We start from the raw sequence: 25464 nt of genomic DNA, 5'->3' as shown, positions 1-25464 counted from the left end.
CTATCCCCGTGTCAGCGACAGCAGGTCGCGCGCCGGGCCCGTGGGGCGGTGGCCGACCGGCCAGACCGCGCGGAGGTCGCGGCGGAGGGGGACGGCGTGGACCGGGATCTCGACCAGGCGCCGGGTGGCGAGTTCCTCGCGGACGGCGAGTTCGCTGAGGACGGAGGGGCCGGCGCCGCTGACCGCCGAGGCCTTCACGGCGGTGGTGGAGGAGAGTTCGATGAGAGGGCGGGCCAGACCGCCGAGGGCGGTGTCGAGGACCTGACGGGTGCCGGAGCCGCGTTCGCGGAGGATGAGCGGGGTGGCGGCCAACTCCTGCGCTGTGAGCGGGTGTTGACGGCGGGCCCAGGGATGGCCGGGAGCCGCGACGACGATCAGGCGGTCGCGGGCGATGACGGCGGAGTCCAGGCCGGTCGGCACGGTCAGGCCCTCCACGAAACCGAGGTCCGCCTCCCCGGCCAGCAGGAGTTCCGCGACCCTGGTGGAGTTCCCGGCGAGCAGCGAGACGGCCGTGTCGGGGTGTTCGGCGTGCAGGGTGAGCAGCCAGCCCGGCAGCAGGTACTCCGCGATGGTCATGCTGGCCGCGACCCGCAGCCGGGAGTCGCGCCGGTCGCGCAGCGCGCGGGCACCCGCGTCGAACGCGGCGGCGGCCTCCACCACGCGCCGCGCCCAGTCCGTGACCAGCGCACCCGCGTCGGTGAGCCGGGAGCCGCGCGGCGAGCGGTCCACCAGGGCGACGCCGAGCTGCCGTTCCATCGAGCGGACGCGGCTGCTCGCGGCGGGCTGGCTGACCCCGGTCTCCCGCGCCGCCGCCCCCAGCGAACCCAGCCGGGCCACCGCAAGCAGCAGTTCCAGCGCGCCGAGGTCCGGCACCCGGTGGGCCAGCGAACCCCCCTCCGGCGGACCCCCCGCGGCCCCGCCGGGCACGTCCGCACCCGGCACACCCGCCGCGCCCCCGCCGCCCGCGCCCCGCTCCTCCGCACCGCTCCCCTGTCCACCCATAACCCCAGCTTATGCCCTGATAGACACGAACCCCCTGGTCAGCGGCGACGCTCCGGCGGAATCTGGACGCATGGTCACCGCAGCCCAGCCGATACCCACCCGCACGGCACTCAGCGTCCGCGATCTCGGACCCAACTGGTACGCCGCCGTCATGGGCACCTCCGTGCTCGCCACGGCGGGCGCCGCGCTCCCCGCGCCGTACACCGCGCCCCGTCCCCTCCTCGCGGCCGTCTGGACGCTGGCCCTGCTCCTGCTGGCGGTGCTGCTGACCGCCCGCGCCCGGCACTGGGCGCACCACACCGACCGGGCCCGCGCCCACCTGCGGGACCCGGCGGTGCTGCCGTTCTACGGGTGCCTGTCGATGGCGCTGCTCGCGGTGGGCGGCGGCGCGGTGACCGTGGGGCGCGACTGGATCGGCACGCGGGCGGCGGTCGCCCTGGACACCGTGCTGTTCACGACGGGCACGGCGGTCGGACTGACGGCGGCGGTCGCGGTGCCGTACCTGATGGCCGTACGCCACCGGGTACCGGCGGCGGACGCCACGCCCGTGTGGCTGCTGCCGCTGGTCGCGCCGATGGTGTCGGCGGCCGTGGGCCCGCTGCTGGTGCCGTACCTGCCGCCGGGACAGCCGCGCGCGGCGCTGCTGCTGGGCTGCTTCGCGCTGTTCGGGCTCTCCCTGCTGGCGGTGGCCCTGACCCTGCCGCTGATCGTCGCCCGCCTGCTGACCGGCACCCCGCTCCCCCTCGCCCTCGCCCCGACCCTGTTCCTGGTCCTCGGACCGCTCGGGCAGTCCACCACCGCCGTCGCCCTGGTCGCGGACCGCGCCCCCGGCGTCGTGTCCGCGCCCGGCGCCCGGGGGCTCGCGGCGTTCTCGGTGCTGTACGGCGTGCCGGTGATGGGTCTGGCGCTGCTGTGGCTGGTGTTCTCCGCCGGGTACGTGGTCCGGGCGCGGCGGCGCGGGATGGGCTTCGCGCTCACGTGGTGGGCGTTCACCTTCCCGGTGGGCACCTGTGTGACCGGTGCCGCCGCGCTGGCCCGGCACACCCACCTCGGCGCCTACGGCGTACTGGCCGCCGCGCTGTACGCGCTGCTGCTCGCCGGGTGGGTGGCGGCGGCCTCGGGCACCGTGCGCGGGCTGCTCAGCGGCGGGCTGCTCGCAGCGCCCCGGCCAGCACGCCCGGCGCCTCGGCCAGTGACGGCCCGTACCAGGTCAGGTGCCGTCCGCTGACCAGGGCGCAGGGCAGGCCGGGGAACGCCTCGGGGCCGTCGTCGGCGGTGAACCGGTACGGCTCGTCGGGGAGGATCACCAGGTCGGGGCGGGCGTCCCGGAGTTCCGCCAGGGGCACGCGGGGATAGCGCTCGGGATGGTCCGCGTGGAGGTGGCGCACGCCGAGGCGGGCCAGCACGTCCCCGGCGAAGGTGTCCCGGCCGAGCACCATCCACGGGCGGCGCCAGATCGGCACGACGGCGGTCGGGGCGTCGGCGGTCGGGGCGTCGGCGGCGCACGCGGATCGCGGCCCGGCAGCGGACGGCGGCGCGGCCCACGCCGTCTCCGCGTCGTCCAGCCACCCCGGCCGCCCCTTCGCCCCGCACGCGGTCAGCACCCGCTCCAGTTCGCGGAACGCGTCGGGCACCGTCCGCACCTCGGTGACCAGCACCGGGACCCCGGCGGCGCGCAGGGCGGCCAGGTCGGGGGCGCGGTTCTCCTCCTCGTTGGCGATCACCAGGTCCGGGGCGAGCGCCGTGATCTCCGGGACGCGCGGGTTCTTGGTGCCGCCGATCCGGCGCACGTCCAGCCCGGCCGGGCGCTCGCACCAGTCGGTGGCGCCGACGAGGACTCCGGGCAGCGTGACGGCGACGGCCTCGGTCAGCGAGGGCACCAGCGAGACGATCCTCACGACCGCCCCACCGCTACCGCGCCCGGTCCTGCACGGCCTCGATGTGCTCCGCGACCGCGACCACGATCACCCGCGTGTCCGGGACGGTCGCCCGCCACCGGTGCCGTACGCCGCCGGTGAGGTACATGGTGTCGCCCCGGCCGAGCCGGTAGGCGCGCCCCTCGGCCTCCATCTCGACCGCGCCGTCCGCGACGTACATCAGTTCGTCGTTGCGGTGCTGGAACTCGCGGCCCGCGTCGTGGTCGCCGGTGAACTCGGAGGCGTGGAGCTGGTGGTGGCCCCGGACCAGGGAGCGGGTGCGCGGGTCGAAGGGCCCGGCGGTGCCGGACTCGCCGGAGTCGGCGCGTACGACGTCCACGCTGCACGCGGGGTCGGCGGCGGCGAGGAGTTCCACGGCGGTGGTGCGCAGGGCGTCGGCGAGCTTCTCCAGGGAGGTGGGGCTCGGGCGGGCCTTGTCGTTCTCGACCTGGCTGAGGAAGGGCACGGAGAGCCCGCTGCGCTCGGCCACGACGGCGAGGGTGAGTTCCAGGGCGCGGCGGCGCCTCCGGACGGCCGCACCCACCCGCACGGGCTGCTGTTCCTTGTGGTCGCCCATCGCTCCGGCTCCCTCCTTCACCCGTCGTGCCGTCCGCCCGGCCGCCACCGTCGGCCGGGTCCCTGATGAGTTGTCTGCACCCTACGCATGTTCGGCAAACCGTTTCACGCGCCTGGCACATCCCCGTCACCTCGGTGTACCGGGACCCCCTCGGTTCACGCCAGTGCGGCGGTGAACCGTACGGCACGGGTCCCACCTGCTTCAAGGCGCGAACCCGCCCGGGTGTTCCCGCCGGGCCGGGGGCGGCGGCGGTGCGTGGTTGGCCGAATCCTTGCCGTGACCGTGCCGGGCGGGTGACGGGCCGCCGCGCGGTGGACGGCACACGGCGGGGGCGGGTCCCGCCGGGCGGTCCGTATCGGACGCCCGCGGCGGGACCCGCCCCCGGGACGGGGTGGTCCGGGACGGTCAGGTCACCCGGCCGCCCCGCTCCGCGCGCCCTTGCCCGGGACCGGGGCCCACTTGTCCACCAGGCCGGGGTTCTTCTTCAGCCAGGCGCGGACGGCGTCCTGCTCCTTGCCCTTGCCCGCCTGCTGGATCCTCTGTTCCAGACCGGTGAGCTGCTTCTCGGTCATGGAGAAGTCCTTGAGCCACTTGGCGACCTCGGGATTGTCGGCGGCGAAGCCCTTGCGGGCCAGGGTGTGCACCCGGTCGCCCCTGCCCCAGGCGCCCATCGGGTCCTTGAGCTTCTTCAGGTCGTAGGCGGAGTACGCCCAGTGCGGCGACCAGAGGGTGACGATCACCGGCTGCTTCCTGGCGTAGTCGCGCTTCAGTTCGGCGAGCATCGCGGGGGTGGAGCCGTCCACCACCTGGAACTGGCCCTTGAGGCCGTACTCGTTCAGGACCTTGTCCTTGAGGAGGGCCATCTCACCGGCGCTGGGCTCGATGCCGATGATCTTCCCGCCGAACTCGGAGGCGTGGCCCTTCAGGTCGGCGAGGGAGTTCACGTCCTTCACGTAGGAGGGGACGGTCAGCTCCAGCGAGGTCGGGCCGTACCAGCTCCCGACGTCCTCCAGCCTGGAGCCGTACTTCTTCCAGTACTCGGCGTGCGTGGTGGGCAGCCAGGAGTCGGTCTCGAAGTCGAGCTGTCCGGCGGCGAGGCCGGTGTAGAGGGGGCCCGCGGCGTACTGGCTGGTGGTGACCTTGAAGCCGCGCTCCTCCAGCATCTCCTTCCAGAGGAAGGTGGAGGCGATGCCCTCGTCCCAGGGGATGTAGCCGAGCTTGAGCTCCTTGCCCCTGCCGATGTCGGTACCGGACGCCTCGGAGGTACCGGCGGAGCCGAACACGTTCATGCCGCCCGCGACCAGGGCGAGGACGACGACACCGACGACGGCGACGGCCGGGCGGGGCCGGTGGGACCAGGCGGCGGTACGGGCCCCGGCGGCGGCGCGGCGGCCCAGCGGGGAGAGCTGGGTGCCGAGGGCGCCGCTCATGCGGTCCAGGTAGATGGCGAGGACGACGATGCCGACGCCCGCCTCGAAGCCGTAGCCGATGTCGAGCTGGCCGATGGCCTCGTTGACGGCGCCGCCGAGGCCGCCGGTTCCGACCATGCCCGCGATGACGACCATCGACAGGCCCAGCATGATCACCTGGTTGACACCGGCCATGATGGTCGGCAGGGCCAGCGGGAGCTGGACGCGCCACAGGATGTCGCGCGGGGTGGTGCCGAACGCCTCGGCGGCCTCGACGAGTTCGGCGTCCACCTGGCGGATGCCCAGCTCGGTCATGCGGACGCCGGGGGCGAGCGCGAAGATCAGCGTGGCGATGACACCGGCGGCGGTGCCCAGGCCGAAGAAGAGGATGGCCGGGATCAGCAGCACCATCGACGGCATGGTCTGGAGCAGGTCCAGCACCGGGCGGAGGGCCGCGCCGACCGCCTTGGAACGGGCGGCCCAGATGCCCAGCGGCACGGAGATCACCAGCGCGATCACCGTGGCGACCAGGACCAGGGCGAGGGTGGACATCGCCTGGTCCCAGAGGTTCAGCGAGTCCACCAGGGCGAAGCCGGCGAAGGCCAGGACACCGGCGGTGAGACCGCGCAGCCACCAGGCGAGCACCGCGAGAATCCCGGCCAGCAGCAGTGGCTGGGGCGCGGCGAGCACCGCGTCCAGCCCGTCGTACATGCCCTCCACGACCACGCGGACGGCGTCGAAGAGCCAGGACAGGTGATCGACGAGCCAGTTCACTCCGGAATCGACCCAGTCGCCGAGCGGAAGCCTAGGCACGGGCGGTCACCTTCCCGCCGTTGTCGTGGTCGCAGACGGCCTCGCCGCCCGGTCCGGCGCTCGGGTCGCCGTTCTGGTCGGCGTTCTGGTCGGCGCCGAGGAATCCGACGAGCCGGGCGCGGGTGACGACTCCGGCGAGGGTGCCGTCGGCGTCGAGCACGGCGACCGGGTGGGGCAGCCGGGCGCTGAGCGCGCACAGCTCGGTGAAGGGGGTGTCCACGGTGGCCGCGGGGCAGCCGCAGTCGGCCTCGTCGCCGCGTACGGCGGTGTCCATGACGGCACCCGCGGTCAGCACGCGGGAGCGGTCCACGTCCTGGATGAAGGAGGCCACGTAGTCACCGGCCGGGCGCAGCAGGATGTCCTCGGCGGTGCCGGTCTGCACGATCCGGCCGTCGCGCATCACGGCGATGCGGTCGCCCAGGCGCATGGCCTCGTTGAGGTCGTGGGTGATGAAGACGATGGTCTTCTTCAGCGTCTTCTGGAGTTCGAGGAGCTGGTCCTGCATGTCCCGCCGGATCAGCGGGTCGAGCGCGCTGAACGACTCGTCCATGAGGAGCAGGTCGGCGTCGGTGGCGAGGGCGCGGGCGAGGCCCACGCGCTGCTGCATGCCGCCGGACAGCTCGTCGGGCCAGGAGTCCTCCCACCCGGCCAGACCGCACAGGGCGAGCGCCTCGTCGGCGCGGCGTTCGCGCTCGGCGCGGGGCACGCCCTGCACGGACAGGCCGTAGGCGGCGTTCTCGCGGACGCTGCGGTGCGGGAAGAGGGCGAAGTGCTGGAAGACCATGCTGATCTTCTTCGAGCGCAGCTCGCGCAGTTCGCGGTCGGTCATCGCGGTGAGGTCCTGCCCGTCGAAGCGGACGTGCCCCGCGGTGGGCTCCAGCAGTCCGTTCAGCATGCGCAGCAGGGTGGACTTGCCCGATCCGGACAGGCCCATGACGACGAAGATCTCACCGGCCCGGACGGCGAAGGAGGCGTCGATGACGGCGGCGGTGGTGCCGTCGGCGCGCAGTCCCTCCCGGTCGGCGCCCTCGCGCAGCCGCTCGACCGCCTCGTCGGGACGTCTTCCGAACACCTTGAACAGCTGCTCGGCCTCAAGCCTGGAGGTCACGCGCACCCCTTTTCTCGACAGTGGGAACCGGAGGCGAAGGGGCACAAATCGTTGAAAAGCGCAACTAACCTCGCTCCGACCCGGCGCCTGCCCGGATGCCCTCCCACCAAACGAACACGTGATCGGGCTCACATGAGCGTCCGCCCACAGAGGGCAACCGTCCGCGACAGGTGTCCGTCAGTGCCGTGCGGCATGATGCGAGCGTGACCGGACGACTCATGCTCCTCGACACCGCCTCGCTCTACTTCCGCGCCTACTTCGGCGTCCCGGACTCGGTCCGGGCACCGGACGGGACGCCGGTGAACGCGGTGCGCGGACTGCTCGACTTCATCGACCGCCTGGTGCGGGACCACCGGCCCGACCGCCTGGTGGCCTGCATGGACGCCGACTGGCGGCCCGCGTGGCGGGTGGAGCTGATCCCGACCTACAAGGCACACCGGGTGGCCGCGGAGCGCGCGGACGGGCCGGATACGGAGGAGGTGCCGGACACGCTGTCCCCGCAGGTCCCGGTGATCGAGGCGGTGCTGGACGCGATCGGCATCGCGCGCGCCGGGGTGGCGGACTACGAGGCGGACGACGTGATCGGCACCTTCACCGCCCGCGCGGACGGCCCGGTGGACATCGTCACCGGCGACCGGGATCTGTACCAGCTGGTGGACGACGCGCGCGGCGTCCGCGTGCTCTACCCGCTCAAGGGCGTCGGCACCCTCCAGCTCACCGACGAGGCCGTGCTCCGCGAGAAGTACGGCGTGGACGGGCGCGGGTACGCCGATCTGGCGCTGCTGCGCGGCGACCCGAGCGACGGCCTGCCCGGTGTGCCCGGCATCGGGGAGAAGACGGCCGCCCAGCTGCTCGCGGAGTTCGGGGACCTCGCCGGGATCATGGCGGCGGTGGACGACCCGAGGGCGAGGCTCACCCCCTCCCGGCGCAAGCGGCTGGACGAGGCCCGTCCCTACCTGGAGGTCGCTCCGACCGTGGTCCGGGTGGCCGGTGACGTGCCGCTGCCCGAGGTGGACACCGCCCTCCCCCGCGCCCCTAAGCACCCGGCCGAACTGGATTCCCTCGCCGCACGCTGGGGACTCGGCGGGTCCCTGCACCGCCTGCTGACTACGCTCGGCGAGTGACGCGATTCGCCGGATACCCGCACGAAACAGGCCAGGAGAGCGACGGGAGGGGTACGGCAAGCGACCGGGGATGCTAACTTAGGTATACCTAACCAATGCAGCAGGAGGCCGTGATGGCAGAGCGTCCGGGACGAAAGCCGCGCAAGCCCCACACCGCTCATGTGATCCGCACCGAGCGGCTCACCCCGCACGTGCAGCGCGTGGTGCTCGGCGGCGACGGCCTCGCGGAGTTCGCGGCCGACACCTGCACCGACCACTACGTGAAACTGCTGTTCGGGCCCGAGGGCGTCAGCTACCCGGAGCCCTTCGACATGGACCGCATCCGCGCCGAGTTCCCCCGTGAGCAGTGGCCGGTCACCCGGACCTACACCGTGCGCGCCTGGGACCCGGTGCACCGGGAGATGACCGTGGACTTCGTCCTCCACGGGGACCAGGGCCTGGCCGGACCGTGGGCGCTCAACGCGCGGCCCGGCGACACCCTGCGCTTCCTGGGCCCCGGCGGCGCCTACGCCCCCGACCCGGCCGCCGACTGGCATCTGCTCGCCGGGGACGAGAGCGCGCTGCCCGCCATCGCCCGCGCCCTGGAGACCCTGCCCGCCGGTGCCCGCGTGCACGCGTTCGTGGAGGTCGCGGGCCCCGAGGAGGAGCAGAAGATCGACTCCCGGGTGGACGTGGTCTGGCTGCACCGGGGCACGCGCCCGGTCGGTGAGGCGCTGCTCGACGCGGTGCACGCGCTGCGCTTCCCGGAGGGCCGGATGCACGCCTTCGTGCACGGCGAGGCGCACTTCGTGAAGCAGCTCCGACGGCTGCTCCGGGTGGACCTCGCGGTACCGCGCGAGGACCTGTCGATCTCCGGATACTGGCGGGTCGGCCACAACGAGGACGGCTGGCAGGCGTCCAAGCGGGAGTGGAACGCCCGGATCGAGGAGGAGCAGGAGCGACGCGAGGCCGAGCGTGCCGGGGGCGTGGCGGCGGCCTGACCGCCCGGCCGTACGGCACCCCGCGCGCCCGGCGGCTCGTAGGCTGGTCCGTGATGAGACGCAAGACGCCCGTTCCGCCCGCCCCGCTGCCGCAGCGCGCGGGGATCGACCCGGTACGGCTGAGGCTGCCGCAGGACGGCGCCTGGCCGACCGTGGGCGCGCATCTCGTGGAGCGCCTGACGGGGGCCGCTCCGGGGATGGTGGAGGCGATGTTCGACGCGGGCGGGATCGTCGGCGCCGACGGCCGCCCGGTGGCCGCCGACGCGCCCTACCTGCCGGGGATGTACGTCTGGTTCCACCGCGAGCCGCCCGCCGAGGTGCCGGTGCCTTTCCCGGTGGAGGTGGTGTACCGGGACGCGCACATCGTCGTCGCCGACAAACCGCACTTCCTCGCCACCACACCGCGCGGCGGCCACGTCACCCAGACCGCGCTGGCCCGGCTCCGCCACGAGCTGGGCGTCCCCGCGCTCGGCGCCGCCCACCGCCTGGACCGCCTGACCGCCGGGCTGGTGCTGTTCGTCGTACGGCCCGAGGAGCGCGGCGCCTACCAGACGCTGTTCCGCGACCGCCGGGTCCACAAGGAGTACGAGGCGATCGCGCCGTACGCCCCCTCGCTCACGCTGCCCCGGACCGTGCGCAGCCGCATCCTGAAGGAGCGGGGCGTGCTGGCGGCGCGGGAGACCGAGGGCGAGCCGAACGCGGTGACCGTCGTCGCCTCCGCCGAACGGCGCGGCCCGCTCGCCCGTTACCGGCTGCTCCCCGAGACCGGCCAGACCCACCAGCTGCGGGTCCACCTCAACTCCCTCGGCGTACCGATCCTGGGCGACCCCCTGTACCCGGACATCGCCCCTCCGGCCACCCCCGGCGACTTCCGGCACCCCCTCCAACTCCTCGCCCGCGGGCTGGAGTTCACCGACCCCCTGACCGGCACCCACCACAGCTTCGTCAGCGGCCGGACCCTGGAGGCGTGGCAGGCGCCGGACGGTCCCTGAGCGGGCGCCGGACGGTCCCGCGGGCCGGACGGAGGGAGGCCGCTACTCCCCCCGCCACCAGTGCAGCAGCCGCTGCCACAGGCTCATGGGCCGCTCGGGCCCGTACCCGGCCGCCGGGACCGGGGGCTCCGGTGCCGGGTACGACGGGACGGGCGCCGGTGCCGGGCGCGCGGCCGGGGGTGCCTCGGGCAACGGCGGCCGTACGGCGGCGCTCCCCACGTGCCCCGCGTGCTCCACCCGAACCGCGTGCGCCGCCCGGCCCGTGTCCTCCGCCGCCGTCCGCCGGGTCGGGAAGCGGGTGGGCCGGGACGGCAGGTCGGAGTCCTGCTGGGGCTTGGGGTCGAAGCGCACCGGCAGGGAGACGAGGTGCCGGGAGGCGATGGACTCCCGCCAGCGCAGTTCGTCCTCGGGGCAGTCGAGCCGGATGTCGGAGAGCCGCATCAGCAGCGCGTCCACGCCGACGTCCGCGATGGCACGCCCGATGTCCTGGCCGGGGCACTCGTGCGGTCCGCCGCCGAACGCCAGGTGCGACCGGTTGCCCTGCATGCTCGCGCCGAGGTCGGGGCGGACCGCCGGGTCGATGTTGCCCGGCGCCGGAGCGAACAGCAGCCCGTCGCCCTTGCGGATACGGCGCCCGCCCAGCTCGGTGTCCTGCTTGGCGAAGTAGGCGAACACCGTGCTGAACGGCGGCTCGTCCCACAGGGACTGCTCGATGGCCTCGGGCACGGTCATCTGGCCGCCGTTGAGCTTGGCGCGGAACCCCGGCTCGGTGAGCACCATGCGCAGCGCGTTGGCCAGCAGGTTCGCCGTCGCCTCGTAGGCCGCGAAGAGGACCAGCCGCAGGTGCTCGCGGACCTCGGCGTCGGTCAGCCCGGCGGGGTGGGCGATGAGCCGTCCGGCGAAGTCGTCGTCGGGGCGGGCGCGGCGCCGGGTGGTGAGCCTACTCAGCGCGTCCATGACGTGGGCGTGGCTCTCGATGGCGGTCTCGCTGCCCTTGAGGGCGTCGCGGGCGGCCTGCACCATGCGGTCGTCGTACTCCTCGGGCATGCCGAGGATCTCGCAGAGCACGGCCATCGGCAGATGCTCGGCGAACTGGGAGACGAGGTCGGCGCGGCCCGTCTCGCAGAAGCGGTTGACGAGTTCCTGGGTGTGGCGGCCGATGTGCCGCCGCACGCTGCGCTGGTCGATGCCGGACATGGCGCCGGTGACGGCGGCCCGCAGCCGCTGGTGCTCGTCGCCCTCGGCGTGCGAGCAGATCGGCTGCCAGGCGATGTGCGGCATCAGGGGGTGGTCGTCCTTGACCCGGCCCTCCAGCAGCGGGGTCCAGATCCGGCTGTCCCGCGCGAACTGCGAGGGGCTACGCACCACGTGGAGGTTCTCGGCGTGCCCGAGGACCACCCACATGGGCACGTCGTCGTGGAGCAGCGCGGGGGCGACCGCGCCGTGTTCGTCGCGCAGCCGCTCGTACAGCTCACCGAGGTCGGCGGCGTCGGGGCCGTAGAGCCGGTGCACCCCGCCGGGGCCGAGGGCGTGCGCGGGGCAGCCGGGCGGGGGGACGGCGGCGGAGGTGTGGGGGGTGCTCGAAGGGGATTCAGTCGTCACGGTGTCGCTCCGGAACGGGGTGGGTGAGGGGGCTGCGGTGCGGGTGGCGGCCTCAGGTGAGGGCGCCGGACACGGCGAGGGAGTGCAGGAAGCCCATGAGCGTCATCAGCACCTCCTTGCTGGAGGCCCGGCGGCGCACGTCGCACTCCACGATCGGGATGTCCGCGGTCAGGTCCAGCGCGGTACGCAGGTCGTCCAGCGGGTAACGGGGGCCGTCGGGGAAGGAGTTGACGGCGACGATGAACGGCACGCCGCGCTCCTCCAGCCGTCCCATCACGTCGAAGCTGACCTCCAGGCGGCGGGTGTCCACCAGGACGACCGCGCCGAGCGCGCCTTCGAACAGGCCGTTCCACAGGAACCAGAAGCGTTCCTGGCCGGGCGTGCCGAAGAGGTAGAGGACCAGTTGGTCGGTGATGCCGATACGGCCGAAGTCCATCGCCACCGTGGTGGCGGTCTTGGTCTCCGAGCCGTAGTCGTCGTCCACCCCGACCCCGGCCTGGGTCATGGTCTCCTCGGTGGTCAGCGGCCTGATCTCGCTGACCGAGCCGACCATCGTGGTCTTGCCGACGCCGAACCCGCCCACGATGACGATCTTCACCGCGGCCTGGGCGGTGTGCGGGAGGTGGTCCTCGGTCCGTGGGCCGGGGAGGGTGTCAGAGCCGTTGAAGTCCATGCATCACCGCTTCGAGGAGTGAACGGTCGGGCAGCGCGCGCCGCACGATCGGGGCGCGCGCCTGCACCAGTTCGGCCGTGATCAGCTCGGTGATCAGGACGGTCATCGCGCTGAACGGCAGGCTGAGGTAGGCCGACAGCTCGGCCACGGACAGGGGGGCGCCGCACAGCCGCAGTACGGCCGCCCCCTCGGGCGAGGCGGAGGGCGGGGCCGCCGAGCGCGCCACGATCAGGGTGACGAGGTCGAGTTCGGCCCGCGCGCCGTCGGCGGCGCCCGCGATGGTGTAGAGCCGCTCGGGGTTGCCGGGCCTGCCGTCGGCGGGCCCGCCCTCACCCGGCGTGCCGTCGCCGGACGCCAGCGCCCCGGCGGCGGGCGGTCCCTCGGTCGGCTCGGCCGGGGGCGGCGGGAACGGCGGTTCGGGCGGGGGCGGTTGGTGCTGCGGCTGCCGCCGCCTGCGGCGCGGACCGGTCATACGGGCTGCCCGTCGCGCCGGGGCGGGGTGGTGAGGTGGGCGCCGATCCGGACGACGAGGTCGCGCATCATGCCGCTCATCCGCCCGGGTTCGCAGGTGACGTCGGCCAGCACCGCGAGGTAGGCGTTGGCACCGGCGGACATCAGGTAGAAGTAGCCGCCGTCGATCTCGATGACGACGAGCTTCATCTCGCCGGTGCCGGGGATCTCCTGGGCGACCGCACCGGCCAGGCTCTGCACGCCCGCGCAGGCGGCGGCGACCCGGTCGGCGGCGTCGGGGTCGCCCCCGTAGCGGGCGATGCGCAGACCGTCGGCGGAGAGGACCACGATCATCTGGATGCCGGGCACGCCGTCGTTGAGCTGCTTGAGCATCCAGTCGAAGTTGGCGCGCTGCTGGATCACTTGGTGTCCCCTTCGTCGCCCCCGGCGGGGGCCTCGGTGCCGGTGTCCGGGTCGTCGATCAGATGCAGGTACTTGGTCGGGTTCCGGGTGAAGTCGGTGGGCGAGACGTCGTCGGGCATGCCCTTCTTCAGCCCCTCCCAGAAGGCGTCCACCCACAGGCCGGGCTCCCGGTCCATGAGCTTCCTGCGCTCGGGGTCGGTCTCCGGCTCGGGTTCGGACCGGGTCTGCGACCACACGGTGGGGCGGCCCTCGCGTTCGGCGCGCTCGACGGCGGCCTGCTCGGCGTACCGCTGGGCGAGCGGCACCTTCATCCGGCTGCGGCGCTGCGGGAGTCCGCCCGCCGTCCACTCGGTGACCTCGGGGACGTCGTCCTCCATCGAGATCCCGGCGGGGATGCGCGGCGAGGTCGGGCGGCGCTTCTTCGGCGGGCGCTTCGGGCCCTCCACGGCGCCGAGTTCGGGTTTCGGCACGGCGGTGGCGCCGATGCCGTGCGCGGCGCCGACACCGGGTTCGGTGGTGGTCATCACGCGCGGTACGACGAGGATGGCGCGCAGGCCGCCGTACGCGGAGGCGCGCAGCGAGACCTGCATGTCGAACGCCTTGCAGAGCCGTCCGACGACCGCGAGGCCGAGCCGCGGGGTGGAGCCGAGGTTCTCCGCGTCGTCGAGGTTCATGGCGTCGGCGATGGCCTTCTCGATCCGGGCCCGGCCCTCCTCACTGAGGCTGACACCGGCGTCCTCGATCTCGATGACGACACCGCTCTGCACCTCCACGGCGGTGACGTGCACCTTGGTGGTGGGCGGCGAGTAGCGGGTGGCGTTGTCGAGGAGTTCGGCCGCCGCGTGGATGATCGGCTCCACGGCGGTGCCCTTGATGTTGATGGTGCAGATGGAGCTCAGCTCGATACGGCGGTACTCCAGGATGCGCGACATGGCGCCGCGCAGCACGCTGTACAGCGACACCGGAAGCGGCCACTGGCGGCCGGGGCGTCCGCCGCCGAGCACCGAGATGGAGTCGGCGAGGCGGCCGATCAGCGCGGTGCCGTGGTCGATGCGCAGCAGGTCGTCGAAGACCTCGGGGTTGCGCCCGTGGTCCTCCTCCATCTCCCTCAGCTCACCGGCCTGTTGGTGCACGATGGCCTGGACGCGCCGGGCGATGGCGACGTACGACCGCTCGGTGGAGTCGCGCATCGAGATCTCGTGGTCGGCGCCGCGCAGCGCGGTGTGCAGCAACGTGCGCTGGGCGTCGGGCAGATGACGCAGTTCGGGGTCTTCGTCCACGACGTTGCGCATCACCTCCCGGAGTGGTTCTCCGGCGCGCAGGCGGCGCAGCGCGTAGGGCAGGATCTCGCTGCCGAGACGGACGATGTCGGCGTCGTGGGCGGCGATCCGGCGCTCCATGTGGGCGCCGTACCGGGCGTGTTCGGCGCGCGCCTCGCGCAGCCGCCGGCCCCGGCGGGCGGCCTCGGCCGCCGTGGCGAGGACCAGGACGAGGGCGACCGTGCCGCAGGCGCCGACGGCGAGGCGGGCCTCCTCGGGGACGAGCGCGACCGCTGCCAGGGCCGCGGCGGCCATCGCCAGGCCCGGCGGCAACAGCACGCGGGCATACGGACGTTCAGGGCCGCCCGTGGGCGTGTGAACACTCACCATCAATGCCTTCTGGGACGAAACGGCTGGGTGTCAGGGGTGCTGACGGGGAAGATTCCCGGAACCGAACATGACACAAGGGAATAAGGGAACAAGCGCGCGAATCCATCTCAACTCGGTGCGCCGCGGGCGAGCTTAGTCCGAGCGGATCATCGCCGTGTCACATTCGGCAACCCTCTGCGACCCCCCTCGCAACAGGAGTACGCTCGGCTCCATTTGCACCCTGGGCCATCATTCGAACACGTGACGTGACGGCGTTCGGGTACACGAAAACGCCCCGGCCGGGAGCGGCGTTCGCCACTCGCCCGGCCGGGGCGCCGTATCAACTCCTGGGCAGGAGCGGCGGGTTCAGCCCACCGAGGAGTACGCCACGACCCCGCGCAGCAGCCCCTCCACCGCCTTGCGGGCGTTCTTGGCGACCGTGGACCCCTCGGTGGGCGCGGCGGCGGAGATCTGCCCGAGCACGTCGATGACCTGCTTGCACCAGCGCACGAAGTCACCGGCCGGCATCTCCGCCTCGCGGAGCACCTCGTCCAGCCCCTTGCCCGAGGCCCACATGTACGCGGCCCAGGCGAAGCCGAGATCGGGCTCGCGCTGCCCGACCCCCTCGGTCTGGTTGATCCGAAAGTCCTCCTCCAGCGCGTCGAGACGGCCCCAGATGCGGACCATCTCGGCCAGCGAGGCCTTCGCCTTCCCCGAGGGCACCTTGGGCGTCGCCGCGTCGTCGCTGATCCGCGCCTCGAACACCAACGCCGAGGCACACGCGGCGAGTTCGGCAGGGCCGAGCCCCTCCCAGACGCCCTCGCGCAGGCACTCGCTGGCCAGCAGGTCGAGCTCGCCGTACAGCCGGGCCAGTCGGCGCCCGTTGTCGGTGACCTCGTCGCCGCGCAGATAGTCCAGCTCGGTCAGCAGCGCCACGATCCGGTCGAAGGTCCGCGCGATGGTGTTCGTACGGCCCTCGATACGGCGCTCCAGCTGCGAGGTGTCGCGCAGCAGCCGGTGGTAGCGCTCGGCCCAGCGGGCGTGGTCCTCCCGGTCGTCGCAGCCGTGGCAGGGGTGGGCGCGGATCGCGGTGCGCAGCCGGGCGATCTCCCGGTCGTCTGCGGCCTGCGCCCGCTTCTTGCGGGCCCGCTCCGGCGGGATGTGCCCGGCCTTGGTGCGCAGCGCCGAGGCGAGGTCCCGGCGGGACTGCGGGGAGCGCGGGTTGAACGACTTGGGGATGCGCATCCGCTCCAGCGCCTCCACCGGCACCGGGAAGTCCATCGACGCCAGCCGCTTGACCTGCCGTTCGGCGGTGAGGACCAGCGGGCGCGGCCCGTCGTGCTGGTCGAAGCGGTGCCCGTCGGACCGCCCGGCGGGCAGACCGGGGTCGAGGACCAGGGCGAGGCCCGCGTACTTGCCGGTGGGCACGTGGATGACATCGCCCGGCTTCAGCTTCTCCAGGGCGACCGCGGCCTCGGCACGGCGCTCGTGCGCGCCCTGCCGGGCGAGTTCCGTCTCACGGTCCTTCAGGTCCCGGCGCAGCCGCGCGTACTCCTCGAAGTCACCGAGGTGGCAGGTCATGGAGGCCTTGTAGCCGTCCAGTCCCTCCTCGTTGCGCTGCACCTGCCGGGAGATGCCGACCACCGACCGGTCGGCCTGGAACTGCGCGAACGACGTCTCCAGCAGCTCCCGCGAGCGGTGCCGCCCGAACTGCTCGACCAGGTTGACCGCCATGTTGTACGACGGCCGGAAGCTGGAGCGCAGCGGGTACGTACGGGTACCGGCGAGCCCCGCCAGGTGCTCGGGGCTCATCCCCCGCTGCCACAGCACCACCGCGTGGCCCTCGACGTCGATGCCGCGCCGCCCGGCCCGGCCGGTGAGCTGGGTGTACTCACCGGGGGTGATGTCGGCGTGCTGCTCGCCGTTCCACTTGACCAGCTTCTCCAGCACCACCGAGCGCGCGGGCATGTTGATGCCGAGCGCGAGCGTCTCGGTGGCGAACACCGCCTTGACCAGGCCGCGTACGAACAACTCCTCCACGACCTCCTTGAAGGTCGGCAGCATGCCCGCGTGGTGGGCGGCGATGCCCCGCTCCAGCCCCTCCAGCCACTCGTAGTAGCCGAGGACGTGCAGGTCCTCGGTGGGGATCGCGGCGGTGCGCTCCTCGACGAGCGCGCGGACCCGCTCGCGGGCCGCGTCGTCGTTGAGCCGCAGTCCGGCGTGCAGGCACTGCTGGACGGCGGACTCGCAGCCGGCGCGGCTGAAGATGAAGGTGATCGCGGGCAGCAGGCCCTCGGCGTCCAGCCGTTCGATGACCTCGGGGCGGCCGGGTGTCCACACCCGTGAGCGCTGCCTGCGCTCCCGCTCCCGGTCCGCCTCCCGCATGGCCCGGCCGCGCCTGCGGTCCTGGTAGGACGGTCGGGTCGCCTCGTTGCGGGCGAGCCGGACGAGGTCGGGATTGACGGCCTTCTTGCTGCCCTCGCCCTCCTCGAACAGGTCGTAGGTACGGCGTCCGGCCAGGACGTGCTGGAACAGCGGGACCGGCCGGTGCTCGGAGACGATCACCTCGGTGTCGCCGCGCACGGTGTCCAGCCAGTCCCCGAACTCCTCGGCGTTGGACACTGTCGCGGACAACGACACCAGGGTCACCGACTCGGGCAGGTGGATGATCACCTCCTCCCAGACGGCGCCCCGGAAGCGGTCGGAGAGGTAGTGCACCTCGTCCATCACCACGTAGCCGAGGCCGAGCAGCGTCTGCGAGCCCGCGTACAGCATGTTCCGCAAAACCTCGGTGGTCATCACGACCACCGGGGCGTCGGAGTTGACGCTGTTGTCGCCGGTGAGCAGACCGACCTTGTCGGAGCCGTAGCGGCGGCACAGGTCGGCGTACTTCTGGTTCGACAGCGCCTTGATGGGTGTCGTGTAGAAGCACTTCTTGCCCTGGCCCAGCGCGAGGTGGACGGCGAACTCGCCCACGATCGTCTTGCCCGAGCCGGTGGGGGCGGCCACCAGCACGCCCTTGCCCGCTTCGAGCGCCCGGCAGGCCTCGATCTGGAAGGGGTCGAGGCCGAAGTCGTACATCTCGCGGAAGTCCGCGAGCGCGGTGGCCTGCTCGGCTGCCCGCTTACGGGCTGCCGCGTACCGCTCGGCCGGTGAGAGATCCTCTGTCATCGTGCTTTCGAGCGTACCGGCCCGCACCGACAACGGGACGATCAATATGCGGATCACCCGGAGCGGGGAACGCGCCGAGGCGGCACCCGGTGTGGGGTGCCGCCTCGGCGGTGACGACGTGCGCGGTCGGCTACGTGAAGTCGTCGTAGTCCCGTGGCCGGGAGCGCTCCGCGCTCGCCTGCTCGGGCAGTGCGGGGACCGCGCCGACCGGTTCGATGGCGCCGATCGCCTCGGGGGTGAGGTCGAGTTCGGACGCCTCGTCGTCACCGGGGCCCTCGGACGCCCGGCGGGCCCGGCGGCGGTCGTTGATCAGCGAGACGGCGACGGCGATGAAGAACAGCGCCCAGATCGGCGCGGCGAGCGCCAGCATCGTCATCGGGTCGGGACTCGGCGTGGCCACGGCCGCGAAGGCGGTGATGCCGACGACCATGCCCCGCCACCAGCCGAGCATGCGGCGCCCGGACAGGATGCCGGTCAGGTTGAGCATGACCAGCAGCAACGGCATCTCGAAGGCGAGGCCGAAGACGACGACCATGCGGGTGACGAGGTCCAGCAGCTCGTCCAGCGGCTGCAGGTTCTCCACCCCGGCCGGGGTGAGCCCTATCATCACCTTCGCCGTGGTGGGCAGGATGCGGTACGCGAGGTAGCCGCCGCCGAGGAACAGCGGGAAGCCGAACCCGACGAACGCGTAGGCGTACCGCTTCTCGCCGCGGTGCAGACCCGGTGCGACGAACGCCCACAGCTGGTAGAGCCACACCGGTGACGCGAGCACGACACCGGTCATCAGGGAGACCTTCAGGGCCAGGGTGAACGGTGCGAGCAGACCGCTGACGGTGAGGTGCGCGCAGTGGACGTTCTTGGCCTGGGCCAGTTCACCGAATGTCTGGCGACAGCCGATCTGGTCGAGGACCGGCTCGGTGATGAAGTTGATGATCTCCCGGTAGAAGAACGCCGCGGCGATCGTGACGACCAGGATGGCCAGAACACCCTTCGCGAGCCTGTTGCGCAGCTCACGCAAGTGATCCACGAGCGGCATCCGCCCCTCGGGATCCCTCTCCTTCTTCAGGGCAGACTTGGGCAACCCACATCCTCATCTCGTGCGGCGGATCCGATCGGCTCCGGCCTGGTGGCGAACGTCAGCGCTGGCTGGTGCTGTCCGTCGGCTCGGTGACCGGACGGGCGCTGGTCACGTCGCCGGGGGCGGCGTGGATGGTGCGCTGCGCCGGGGCGGGGTCCTGGGTGGACTGGGCGGTGCCGGCGTCGGGCTTGTTGGCCTCGTCCTTCATCGCCTTGGCCTCGCTCTTGAGGATGCGCGCGGACTTGCCGAGCGAACGCGCCATGTCCGGGAGCTTCTTGGAACCGAAGACGAGGATGATCACCAGTGCGAACACCAGGAGGTGCCACGGCTCAAGTCCGCTGCGGAACATAGTTCTTCACCTTCTCACCGAGGCGGGTGGGTGTCCGACCGTTCGGACACGATTCCTGACCGTCCTGCTGGCAGCGATCGTAACGCCCGGGAGTGAACGTGGAGCAATCCCCTTGCGCATTTCTCCGCCTGCGGACCCGTGCCTCGCTCACCGGGCCGCGACCAGCAGCGTACCTGGCGGGACCCGGACCATGACAGGGCGAAGTGACCCAGATCGTATGAGGCGTGGAACTCACATCGTCCCGGCCGCCCGTGACACCGAGCCCGCCGCGCGCTCCAGGTCCTCGGCCGCGCGGCCGATGCGCAGCGCGGATTCGGACACCTGGCGGCCCAGCCGCTCGGCCTCCAGGAAGACCCGCACGGCGAACACCCCCAGGACGAGGAGACCCAGGAAACCCACGGCTACGGCGAACATCGGCCAGAACATGCCATCGAGCCTAGACGGTCGCTACACGGTGGGGTGCAGCCGCAGGGTGCGCACCCCGCCGCCGGTGAGGAGTTCCACGACGCGCTCGCCCGCCGGTTTGCGGACGGCGGCGCCGCACTCGGGGCAGGTGAAGGAGTAGAAGGTGGTGCGGCGGCTGGCGCCTATGGCCAGGCGCAGCGCGCTCGCGGCGAGTTCGAACCGGCCCCGGCAGTCGGGGCACCCGGCCCGGAACACCACCGGGACCGCCCGCCGCATCCCGGAGAACGCGGAGGCCACCGACATCTCACCGGAAGCGGAACCCGCGGTGGTACGAGCCCCGGCACCAGTACCAGTACCGGCACCGTTACCGGCACCGGGCGGCACGGACTCGGTCACCGCGTGGGCTCCGTCGCCCCGGGCGTCTCGGGCGTCCCACCCGTCTCTGGCGTCCCATCCGTCTCGGGCGTCTCCGGCACCCGGCGCGCTCCGGGTCCCCGGCGGCTCCTGCCGGGGGCCGTCCCCGCCGTCCCGGCCGTCCGGGGTCACCGGGACGGCTCCGCGGGCGTGTCGTACGCGGCCAGTGCCCCGGCCGCCGCGCTGCGGGCGCTGTCGGCGAGGTCGGGCGGGGAGACGATCCGGCCGTCGCCGCCGAGCCGCAGCGCGAGGCGGCGCAGGGAGGCCGGGTCGGGGGTGCGCAGGGTGATGCGCAGCCCGCCGCCGGGCAGTTCCTCGGCGCTGTCGTGCGGGTAGTACTCCGCGACCCAGCGCCCGCCCGGTCCGACCTCGATGACCACCTCGGGGTCCTCGGCGGCGGGCTGCACCAGGGCCTCGGACAGGTCCCGCAGCTCGATCTCGGGCGGGGTGGACGGGTCGTCCAGGATCTTGATCTCCGCGACCCGGTCGAGCCGGAAGGTGCGGCGCGCCTCGGAGCGGCGGCACCACGCCTCGACGTAGGTGTGGCCGACGCTGACCAGGCGGATGGGGTCGATCTCCCGCTCGGTGATCTCGTCGCGGGCGGGCGAGTAATAACGGATCCAGAGGCGGCGGCGCTCGGAGATCGCCCGGTCCACGTCCGCGAAGACCCCGCCCTCGGACTCGAAGGTGACGGACAGCCGGGCGCTGGCACCGGCGGCCTCCCCCGCGGCGGTCTCGACCTTGGCGGTGGCGCGCAGCAGGGCCTGCCGGTCGGACTCGCGCAGACCGGGCAGGGTGGTGACGGCGCGCGCGGCGACCAGCAGCGCGGTCGCCTCGTCGGCGGCGAGCCGCAGCGGTTCGGCGGCCTCCTCGCCGAGCGCGGCCGGGTTGTGCCACCAGATGCGTTCGCCGTCGGTGTCGATGTCGAGGAGGTCGCCGCCCCGGAAGCTGGTGCCGCACATGGGCAGCACGTCGAGGTCGGAGACGAGTTCGTCCTCGGTGATGCCGAACGCGCGGGCCACGTCCGCGATCCGGGCGCCGGGGCGCTCGCGCAGATAGGTGACCAGGGAGAGCATCCGCCGGGTCTGGTCGATGGCGTTGACGGGCCTGACCGGTTTGCCTGCCATGATCGTGTTCCGCTCCCCCTCAGCCCCTGGCCACGGCACGCAGCCGGTCCACCACGTCGGCCCGCAGCTCGGCGGGCTCCACGACGACCACGTCCGGCCCGAACTCCACCAGCCAGGCGTCCAGTCCGTGCCCGTACGGGATCTCCAACTCGTCCCAGCCGCCGTCGAGTTCCCGTACCGCCGTGGCGCGGGCGCGCAGCGGGTAACCGGCGCCGGAGCGGAGCCGGATACGGGCCGAACGGTCGGCGGTCTCACCGGCCCACCCGGCGACGGTCTCGCGCACGGTGACCACGTCGGGCACGGGCGCGGTGAAGCCGGTGCCGCGCACGCGGACCCGGCCGGTGATGCGGGAGAGCCGGAAGACGCGTTCGGCGCCCCGGTCGCGGTCGTACCCGGCGAGGTACCAGTGGCCGCGCCAGCACTCCAGCGCCCAGGGTTCGACGTTGCGGGGTTCGGGGCGGGCGGCGGTGGCCTTGCGGTAGTCGAAGAGGACCGGGCGGCGGTCGCGGCAGGCCAGCATGAGCGGTTCGAACGCGGCCTCGTGCACCGGGATGCGGGGTTCGAGGGCGCTGTGCGCCTCGTAGGGGTCCACGTCCTCGGGGAGTCCGGCGGCGCGGAGCTTCTGCAGGGCGCCGCTGGCGGCACCGGCGAGCCGGGCCTGCTGCCAGACCTTGGCGGCCAGCCCGAGCGCGGCGGCCTCCTCGGCGTCCAGGGTGATGGGCGGCAGCCGGTTGCTGTCCCGGCGGGCGAGGTAGCCGACCTCGCCGTCGATGTTCTCCACGGTCTCGATGACGAGCCCGAGTTCGCGCAGGTCGTCCTTGTCGCGCTCGAACATGCGGTTGAACGCCTCGTCGGCGGCGGTGTCCAGCCGGGACCCGGTGACGCGGCCCGCCTCGACGTACGCCTCGATGGAGTCCCGCAGTTCGCGCTTGCTCAGCGGGCGCCGGGTGCCGAGCAGGCACAGCGCAAGATTCATCAGCCGCTCGGCCTTGGCAATCGCCATCGGCGCCCTTCGTCTTTCCTGTGGTGCTTCCGACCGATGACCGTACCGCCAGCGGGTGGCGCGGCAAAAGCGGGATCGGGCAACTCCACCCCGGCCGGGCGGCGACAGCCACGGAAGAGGGGCCCGTGCGGTCGGCACGGGCCCCTCTTCGGTCACTACCGGTCACGACCGGTCGTGCCGCGTCACCCGCGTCGCGGGCGGGACGCGGGTCAGCGCTTGGCGACGCCCACGAGGTCGCAGACGAAGATCAGCGTCTCGCCGGGGGCGATCCGGCCACCGGCGCCGCGGTCGCCGTAGGCGAGGTGCGCGGGGATGGTGAGGTGGCGGCGACCGCCGACCTTCATGCCCTGCACGCCCTTGTCCCAGCCCTGGATGACCTGGCCGACGCCGAGCTGGAAGTCCAGCGGGCTGTTGCGGTTCCAGGAGGCGTCGAACTCCTCGCCGGTGGAGAAGGCGACACCCACGTAGTGGACCTTGACGAAGTCGCCCGCCTCGGCGACCTCGCCGTCGCCCTCCCAGATGTCCTTGATCTCCAGGTCCGCCGGGGCCTCGCCGCCGGGGAAGTCGATCTCGGGCTTCTCGATGCTCACGTCAAAAGCTCCTGCTTGTGTACGACACGAAACACGGACAGTCTGTCATCCCCGCTGGTCTGCCGCCCGCACGGTACCGCGGGCGGCACGGGGCGGGGGCCCGCTACATCGCGGCGAGGATGTCCACCGAGAACACCAGCGTGGAGTCCTTCTTGATCATGCCGTCGCTCGGCGGGTTGTCGCCGTAGCCGAGGTCCGCGGGGACGACGACCAGGACCCTGCTGCCCACCTTCTTGCCGGTCAGTCCCTGGGCGAGCCCCTTGACGGTCTGCTCCATCTGCTGGAGCGCGAACTGCGCGAGGCGCCCGCTGCCGTAGGTCTCCTGGAAGGTCTTGCCGCTGTCCCAGACCTTGCCCTCGAACTGGCACAGCACGGACTGCTCGGCCTTCAGTTCGGGGCCGTCGCCCTCCAGCACGTACTCCGAGACGAGCTTCTTGGGCGGGTCGGCCTTGGGGATCGTGATGCTCGGCGCCTTGCCGTCGGTGTTGGTGCCGACCTTGGGCAGCGCCGCGTCGTCCTGCGGGACGGGCTTGCCCTGGGCGCTGCTCCTGGAGTTGAAGGAGTCCACGACGTCGATGACGAAGACCAGGGTGTCGGTGCCCTTGATCCCGGCCTGCGGGTTGCCCTCCTTGCCGTACCCCCAGGTCGGCGGGATGGCCATCTCGACGCGGCTGCCGACCTTCCTGCCCGCGAGGGCGTACCGCCAGCCGTCGATGATGGTGCCCTGGGCGAGCTGGATGAGCAGCGGGGTGTGCCGGTCGTAGGAGTTGTCGAAGACCTTCGCGGTGCTCCAGATCTGGCCCAGGTAGTTGGCCTGGACGAAGTCGTTCTCCGCGATCGTGCGGCCGTTTCCGGCGATGACGGTCTTCACCGCGACGTCCTTGGACGGCTCGCCCGGCCCCTTGGCGACGGTCGGCTTCTCCCCGAACTTCGTCCCGGCCGTGATCGCCGGGAGCGGCCCGTCCACCAGCTTGGGCGGCGGCACGGCGGAGGCCGAGGGCGACGGCGAGGCGGGGGCGGTGGTCTTGCCGGAGCCGGACGTGCCGTCGCCGCAGGCGGCGAGCGTGACCAGTCCGGCGGGTACGGCGGCGATGAGGAGCGAGCGACGGCGCACGGGAAGAGCCTCGTAATCGGTCGATCTTGCGGATTGGCGTGCCCGCGCAACTCTACGGCGTGACAAGGGCGCCGTACGGAAAACGTACGGCGCCCGTGTGGCGTGGGGGACCCCGCGCACCCGCGGCGCGCGAGGCCCGCGGCCGGTCACATTCCGGCGATCAGCTTCTCCACCCGGTCGTCCACGGAGCGGAACGGGTCCTTGCACAACACGGTGCGCTGCGCCTGGTCGTTGAGCTTGAGGTGCACCCAGTCCACGGTGAAGTCCCGGCGCTGCTCCTGCGCGCGGCGGATGAAGTCGCCGCGCAGCCGGGCCCGAGTGGTCTGCGGGGGAACGGACTTGCCCTGGAAGATCTTCAGGTCCTCGCAGATCCGCGCGGCCTGCCCCTTGCGCTCCAGGAGGTAGTAGAGCCCACGACGGCGGTGGATGTCGTGGTAGGCGAGGTCTATCTGCGCGACCCTCGGGTGCGACATCGTCATGTTGTGCTTGGCGCGGTACCGCTCGATGAGCTTGTACTTCATGACCCAGTCGATCTCGGTGCCGATGCGGTCGAGTTCCTCGGTCTCGATCGCGTCCAGGGTGCGGCCCCACAGCTCCAGCACCTGGGCGACGGTGCCGGTGCGGATGCCGCGCCGGTCGCAGAAGTCCACGGCCTTGTCGAAGTACTCGCGCTGCACCTCCAGCGCGGACGCCTCCCGGCCGCTGGCGAGGCGGACCTTGCGGCGGCCGGTGATGTCGTGGCTGACCTCGCGGATCGCCCGGATCGGGTTCTCCAGCGTCAGATCGCGCATCACGGTGCCCGCCTCGATCATGCGCAGCACCAGGTCGGTGGCGCCGACCTTGAGCAGCATGGTCGTCTCGGACATGTTGGAGTCGCCGACGATGACGTGCAGGCGGCGGTACCGCTCGGCGTCGGCGTGCGGTTCGTCGCGGGTGTTGATGATGGGCCGGGAGCGGGTCGTCGCCGAGGAGACGCCCTCCCAGATGTGCTCCGCGCGCTGGCTGACGCAGTAGACGGCGCCGCGCGGCGTCTGCAGCACCTTGCCGGCGCCGCACAGGAGCTGGCGGGTCACCAGGAACGGGATGAGGATGTCCGCGAGGCGGGAGAACTCCCCGTGCCGGGCCACCAGGTAGTTCTCGTGGCAGCCGTAGGAGTTGCCCGCCGAGTCGGTGTTGTTCTTGAAGAGGTAGACGTCGCCCGCGATTCCTTCCTCGTGCAGGCGTCGTTCCGCGTCCACCAGGAGTCCTTCGAGAATGCGTTCCCCGGCTTTGTCGTGGGTGACCAGTTCGGTCACGTTGTCACATTCGGGTGTCGCGTATTCCGGATGTGAGCCCACGTCGAGATAAAGCCGGGCGCCGTTCCGCAGAAAGACATTGCTGCTGCGGCCCCATGACACGACACGGCGGAAGAGGTACCGCGCCACCTCGTCAGGGGACAGCCGTCGCTGTCCCCTGAACGTGCATGTGACGCCGTACTCGTTCTCCAGCCCGAAAATGCGGCGGTCCATGACTGAAC

The 25464-nt window shown here is 72.5% G+C and carries 24 protein-coding genes; 4 read left to right on the top strand and 20 right to left on the bottom strand.

Annotated elements, in window-relative coordinates; all coding sequences use genetic code 11:
• Positions 1-1002, bottom strand: a complete 1002-nt coding sequence (locus tag KUM39_RS15950; RefSeq protein WP_246620214.1) for a LysR family transcriptional regulator — start codon at positions 1000-1002, stop codon at positions 1-3.
• A gap of 70 nt (positions 1003-1072) precedes the next feature.
• On the opposite strand from KUM39_RS15950, the gene KUM39_RS15945 reads away from it, so the two are divergent.
• On the top strand, positions 1073-2230 hold the full coding sequence (locus tag KUM39_RS15945) for a TDT family transporter (RefSeq protein ID WP_217786307.1): 1158 nt from the start codon (positions 1073-1075) through the stop codon (positions 2228-2230).
• Here KUM39_RS15945 and KUM39_RS15940 read toward each other — a convergent pair.
• The 4 genes from KUM39_RS15940 to KUM39_RS15925 form a co-directional block, all read right to left on the bottom strand.
• On the bottom strand, positions 2142-2900 hold the full coding sequence (locus tag KUM39_RS15940) for a helical backbone metal receptor (protein ID WP_217786306.1): 759 nt from the start codon (positions 2898-2900) through the stop codon (positions 2142-2144). The two genes, KUM39_RS15945 and KUM39_RS15940, sit on opposite strands and share 89 nt — an antisense overlap.
• A 13-nt stretch (positions 2901-2913) precedes the next feature.
• Positions 2914-3495: a helix-turn-helix domain-containing protein gene (locus tag KUM39_RS15935; protein WP_217786305.1), complete on the bottom strand. Its 582-nt coding sequence runs from the start codon at positions 3493-3495 to the stop codon at positions 2914-2916.
• Between the two features lie 410 nt (positions 3496-3905).
• Positions 3906-5717 carry an ABC transporter permease/substrate binding protein gene (locus tag KUM39_RS15930; protein WP_217786304.1) on the bottom strand — a complete coding sequence of 604 codons (1812 nt, stop codon included), beginning with the start codon at positions 5715-5717 and terminating at the stop codon, positions 3906-3908.
• Positions 5710-6825 (bottom strand): quaternary amine ABC transporter ATP-binding protein, encoded by a 1116-nt coding sequence (locus KUM39_RS15925; RefSeq protein WP_217786303.1) that lies wholly within the window; start codon positions 6823-6825, stop codon positions 5710-5712. The genes KUM39_RS15930 and KUM39_RS15925 overlap by 8 nt, the downstream gene beginning before the upstream one ends.
• 218 nt (positions 6826-7043) lie before the next feature.
• Between KUM39_RS15925 and KUM39_RS15920 the strand changes: the two genes are divergently transcribed.
• The 3 genes from KUM39_RS15920 (at position 7044) to KUM39_RS15910 (ending at position 9921) form a co-directional block, all read left to right on the top strand.
• Positions 7044-7949, top strand: coding sequence for a 5'-3' exonuclease (locus KUM39_RS15920; RefSeq protein WP_217786359.1), 906 nt, complete (start codon positions 7044-7046; stop codon positions 7947-7949).
• A 113-nt stretch (positions 7950-8062) separates the two neighbouring features.
• Entirely contained in the window at positions 8063-8929 is an 867-nt protein-coding gene (locus tag KUM39_RS15915; protein WP_217786302.1) for a siderophore-interacting protein, read from the top strand.
• Between the two features lie 53 nt (positions 8930-8982).
• Positions 8983-9921 (top strand): pseudouridine synthase, encoded by a 939-nt coding sequence (locus KUM39_RS15910; RefSeq protein ID WP_217786301.1) that lies wholly within the window; start codon positions 8983-8985, stop codon positions 9919-9921.
• A 42-nt stretch (positions 9922-9963) separates the two neighbouring features.
• Here the strand turns inward: KUM39_RS15910 and KUM39_RS15905 are convergent, their stop codons facing one another.
• From KUM39_RS15905 to pafA, 15 genes are all read right to left on the bottom strand, one after another.
• Positions 9964-11523 carry a cytochrome P450 gene (locus tag KUM39_RS15905; RefSeq protein WP_217786300.1) on the bottom strand — a complete coding sequence of 520 codons (1560 nt, stop codon included), beginning with the start codon at positions 11521-11523 and terminating at the stop codon, positions 9964-9966.
• Positions 11524-11575: 52 nt separating this feature from the next.
• Entirely contained in the window at positions 11576-12196 is a 621-nt protein-coding gene (locus KUM39_RS15900; protein WP_217786299.1) for a GTP-binding protein, read from the bottom strand.
• Entirely contained in the window at positions 12177-12668 is a 492-nt protein-coding gene (locus KUM39_RS15895) for a DUF742 domain-containing protein (RefSeq protein ID WP_217786298.1), read from the bottom strand. The genes KUM39_RS15900 and KUM39_RS15895 overlap by 20 nt, the downstream gene beginning before the upstream one ends.
• Positions 12665-13069, bottom strand: a complete 405-nt coding sequence (locus KUM39_RS15890) for a roadblock/LC7 domain-containing protein (protein ID WP_217786297.1) — start codon at positions 13067-13069, stop codon at positions 12665-12667. The genes KUM39_RS15895 and KUM39_RS15890 overlap by 4 nt, the downstream gene beginning before the upstream one ends.
• Positions 13066-14643, bottom strand: a complete 1578-nt coding sequence (locus KUM39_RS15885) for a sensor histidine kinase (RefSeq protein ID WP_217786358.1) — start codon at positions 14641-14643, stop codon at positions 13066-13068. Before KUM39_RS15885 ends, KUM39_RS15890 begins: the two co-directional genes overlap by 4 nt.
• 420 nt (positions 14644-15063) lie before the next feature.
• Positions 15064-17913 (bottom strand): DEAD/DEAH box helicase, encoded by a 2850-nt coding sequence (locus KUM39_RS15880; RefSeq protein WP_217786357.1) that lies wholly within the window; start codon positions 17911-17913, stop codon positions 15064-15066.
• Positions 17914-17998: 85 nt separating this feature from the next.
• A complete protein-coding gene (tatC, locus tag KUM39_RS15875; RefSeq protein ID WP_246620213.1) occupies positions 17999-18949 on the bottom strand; it encodes a twin-arginine translocase subunit TatC in 951 nt (316 codons plus the stop codon).
• Between the two features lie 55 nt (positions 18950-19004).
• Positions 19005-19295 carry a Sec-independent protein translocase subunit TatA gene (tatA, locus tag KUM39_RS15870; RefSeq protein ID WP_217786296.1) on the bottom strand — a complete coding sequence of 97 codons (291 nt, stop codon included), beginning with the start codon at positions 19293-19295 and terminating at the stop codon, positions 19005-19007.
• 231 nt (positions 19296-19526) lie between these two features.
• The gene (locus KUM39_RS15865) at positions 19527-19721 is read right to left on the bottom strand and encodes a hypothetical protein (protein WP_217786295.1); all 195 of its coding nucleotides are present in this window, start codon (positions 19719-19721) and stop codon (positions 19527-19529) included.
• A gap of 21 nt (positions 19722-19742) precedes the next feature.
• Positions 19743-20003 carry a CpXC domain-containing protein gene (locus KUM39_RS15860; RefSeq protein WP_217786355.1) on the bottom strand — a complete coding sequence of 87 codons (261 nt, stop codon included), beginning with the start codon at positions 20001-20003 and terminating at the stop codon, positions 19743-19745.
• Positions 20004-20242: 239 nt separating this feature from the next.
• A complete protein-coding gene (locus KUM39_RS15855; protein WP_217786294.1) occupies positions 20243-21241 on the bottom strand; it encodes a helix-turn-helix transcriptional regulator in 999 nt (332 codons plus the stop codon).
• A gap of 19 nt (positions 21242-21260) precedes the next feature.
• Positions 21261-22244: a helix-turn-helix transcriptional regulator gene (locus tag KUM39_RS15850; RefSeq protein ID WP_217786293.1), complete on the bottom strand. Its 984-nt coding sequence runs from the start codon at positions 22242-22244 to the stop codon at positions 21261-21263.
• Between the two features lie 209 nt (positions 22245-22453).
• On the bottom strand, positions 22454-22834 hold the full coding sequence (locus KUM39_RS15845) for an FKBP-type peptidyl-prolyl cis-trans isomerase (RefSeq protein WP_217786292.1): 381 nt from the start codon (positions 22832-22834) through the stop codon (positions 22454-22456).
• A gap of 103 nt (positions 22835-22937) precedes the next feature.
• Positions 22938-23948 carry an FKBP-type peptidyl-prolyl cis-trans isomerase gene (locus tag KUM39_RS15840; RefSeq protein WP_217786291.1) on the bottom strand — a complete coding sequence of 337 codons (1011 nt, stop codon included), beginning with the start codon at positions 23946-23948 and terminating at the stop codon, positions 22938-22940.
• Between the two features lie 146 nt (positions 23949-24094).
• A complete protein-coding gene (gene pafA / locus KUM39_RS15835; RefSeq protein WP_217786290.1) occupies positions 24095-25456 on the bottom strand; it encodes a Pup--protein ligase in 1362 nt (453 codons plus the stop codon).
• Between the last annotated feature and the right edge of the window lie 8 nt (positions 25457-25464).

This window comes from Streptomyces corallincola (genome assembly GCF_019104725.1).
Taxonomy (GTDB): Bacteria; Actinomycetota; Actinomycetes; order Streptomycetales; family Streptomycetaceae; genus Streptomyces; species Streptomyces corallincola.
The sequence above is the reverse complement of the archived record's forward strand: the minus strand, read 5'-3'. Positions and strand labels throughout refer to the sequence as shown.

What these genes read in the sequence shown, in the direction of transcription:
- KUM39_RS15885 (WP_217786358.1), bottom strand. Translation starts at nt 14,643, where the DNA reads ATGGCCGCCGCGGCCCTGGCAGCGGTCGCGCTCGTCCCCGAGGAGGCC.
- KUM39_RS15920 (WP_217786359.1), top strand. Translation starts at nt 7,044, where the DNA reads ATGCTCCTCGACACCGCCTCGCTCTACTTCCGCGCCTACTTCGGCGTC.
- KUM39_RS15910 (WP_217786301.1), top strand. Translation starts at nt 8,983, where the DNA reads ATGAGACGCAAGACGCCCGTTCCGCCCGCCCCGCTGCCGCAGCGCGCG.
- KUM39_RS15900 (WP_217786299.1), bottom strand. Translation starts at nt 12,196, where the DNA reads ATGGACTTCAACGGCTCTGACACCCTCCCCGGCCCACGGACCGAGGAC.
- tatA (WP_217786296.1), bottom strand. Translation starts at nt 19,295, where the DNA reads ATGTTCCGCAGCGGACTTGAGCCGTGGCACCTCCTGGTGTTCGCACTG.
- KUM39_RS15915 (WP_217786302.1), top strand. Translation starts at nt 8,063, where the DNA reads ATGGCAGAGCGTCCGGGACGAAAGCCGCGCAAGCCCCACACCGCTCAT.
- KUM39_RS15895 (WP_217786298.1), bottom strand. Translation starts at nt 12,668, where the DNA reads ATGACCGGTCCGCGCCGCAGGCGGCGGCAGCCGCAGCACCAACCGCCC.
- KUM39_RS15855 (WP_217786294.1), bottom strand. Translation starts at nt 21,241, where the DNA reads ATGGCAGGCAAACCGGTCAGGCCCGTCAACGCCATCGACCAGACCCGG.
- KUM39_RS15865 (WP_217786295.1), bottom strand. Translation starts at nt 19,721, where the DNA reads ATGTTCTGGCCGATGTTCGCCGTAGCCGTGGGTTTCCTGGGTCTCCTC.
- KUM39_RS15950 (WP_246620214.1), bottom strand. Translation starts at nt 1,002, where the DNA reads ATGGGTGGACAGGGGAGCGGTGCGGAGGAGCGGGGCGCGGGCGGCGGG.
- KUM39_RS15860 (WP_217786355.1), bottom strand. Translation starts at nt 20,003, where the DNA reads ATGTCGGTGGCCTCCGCGTTCTCCGGGATGCGGCGGGCGGTCCCGGTG.
- KUM39_RS15935 (WP_217786305.1), bottom strand. Translation starts at nt 3,495, where the DNA reads ATGGGCGACCACAAGGAACAGCAGCCCGTGCGGGTGGGTGCGGCCGTC.
- KUM39_RS15850 (WP_217786293.1), bottom strand. Translation starts at nt 22,244, where the DNA reads ATGGCGATTGCCAAGGCCGAGCGGCTGATGAATCTTGCGCTGTGCCTG.
- KUM39_RS15945 (WP_217786307.1), top strand. Translation starts at nt 1,073, where the DNA reads ATGGTCACCGCAGCCCAGCCGATACCCACCCGCACGGCACTCAGCGTC.
- pafA (WP_217786290.1), bottom strand. Translation starts at nt 25,456, where the DNA reads ATGGACCGCCGCATTTTCGGGCTGGAGAACGAGTACGGCGTCACATGC.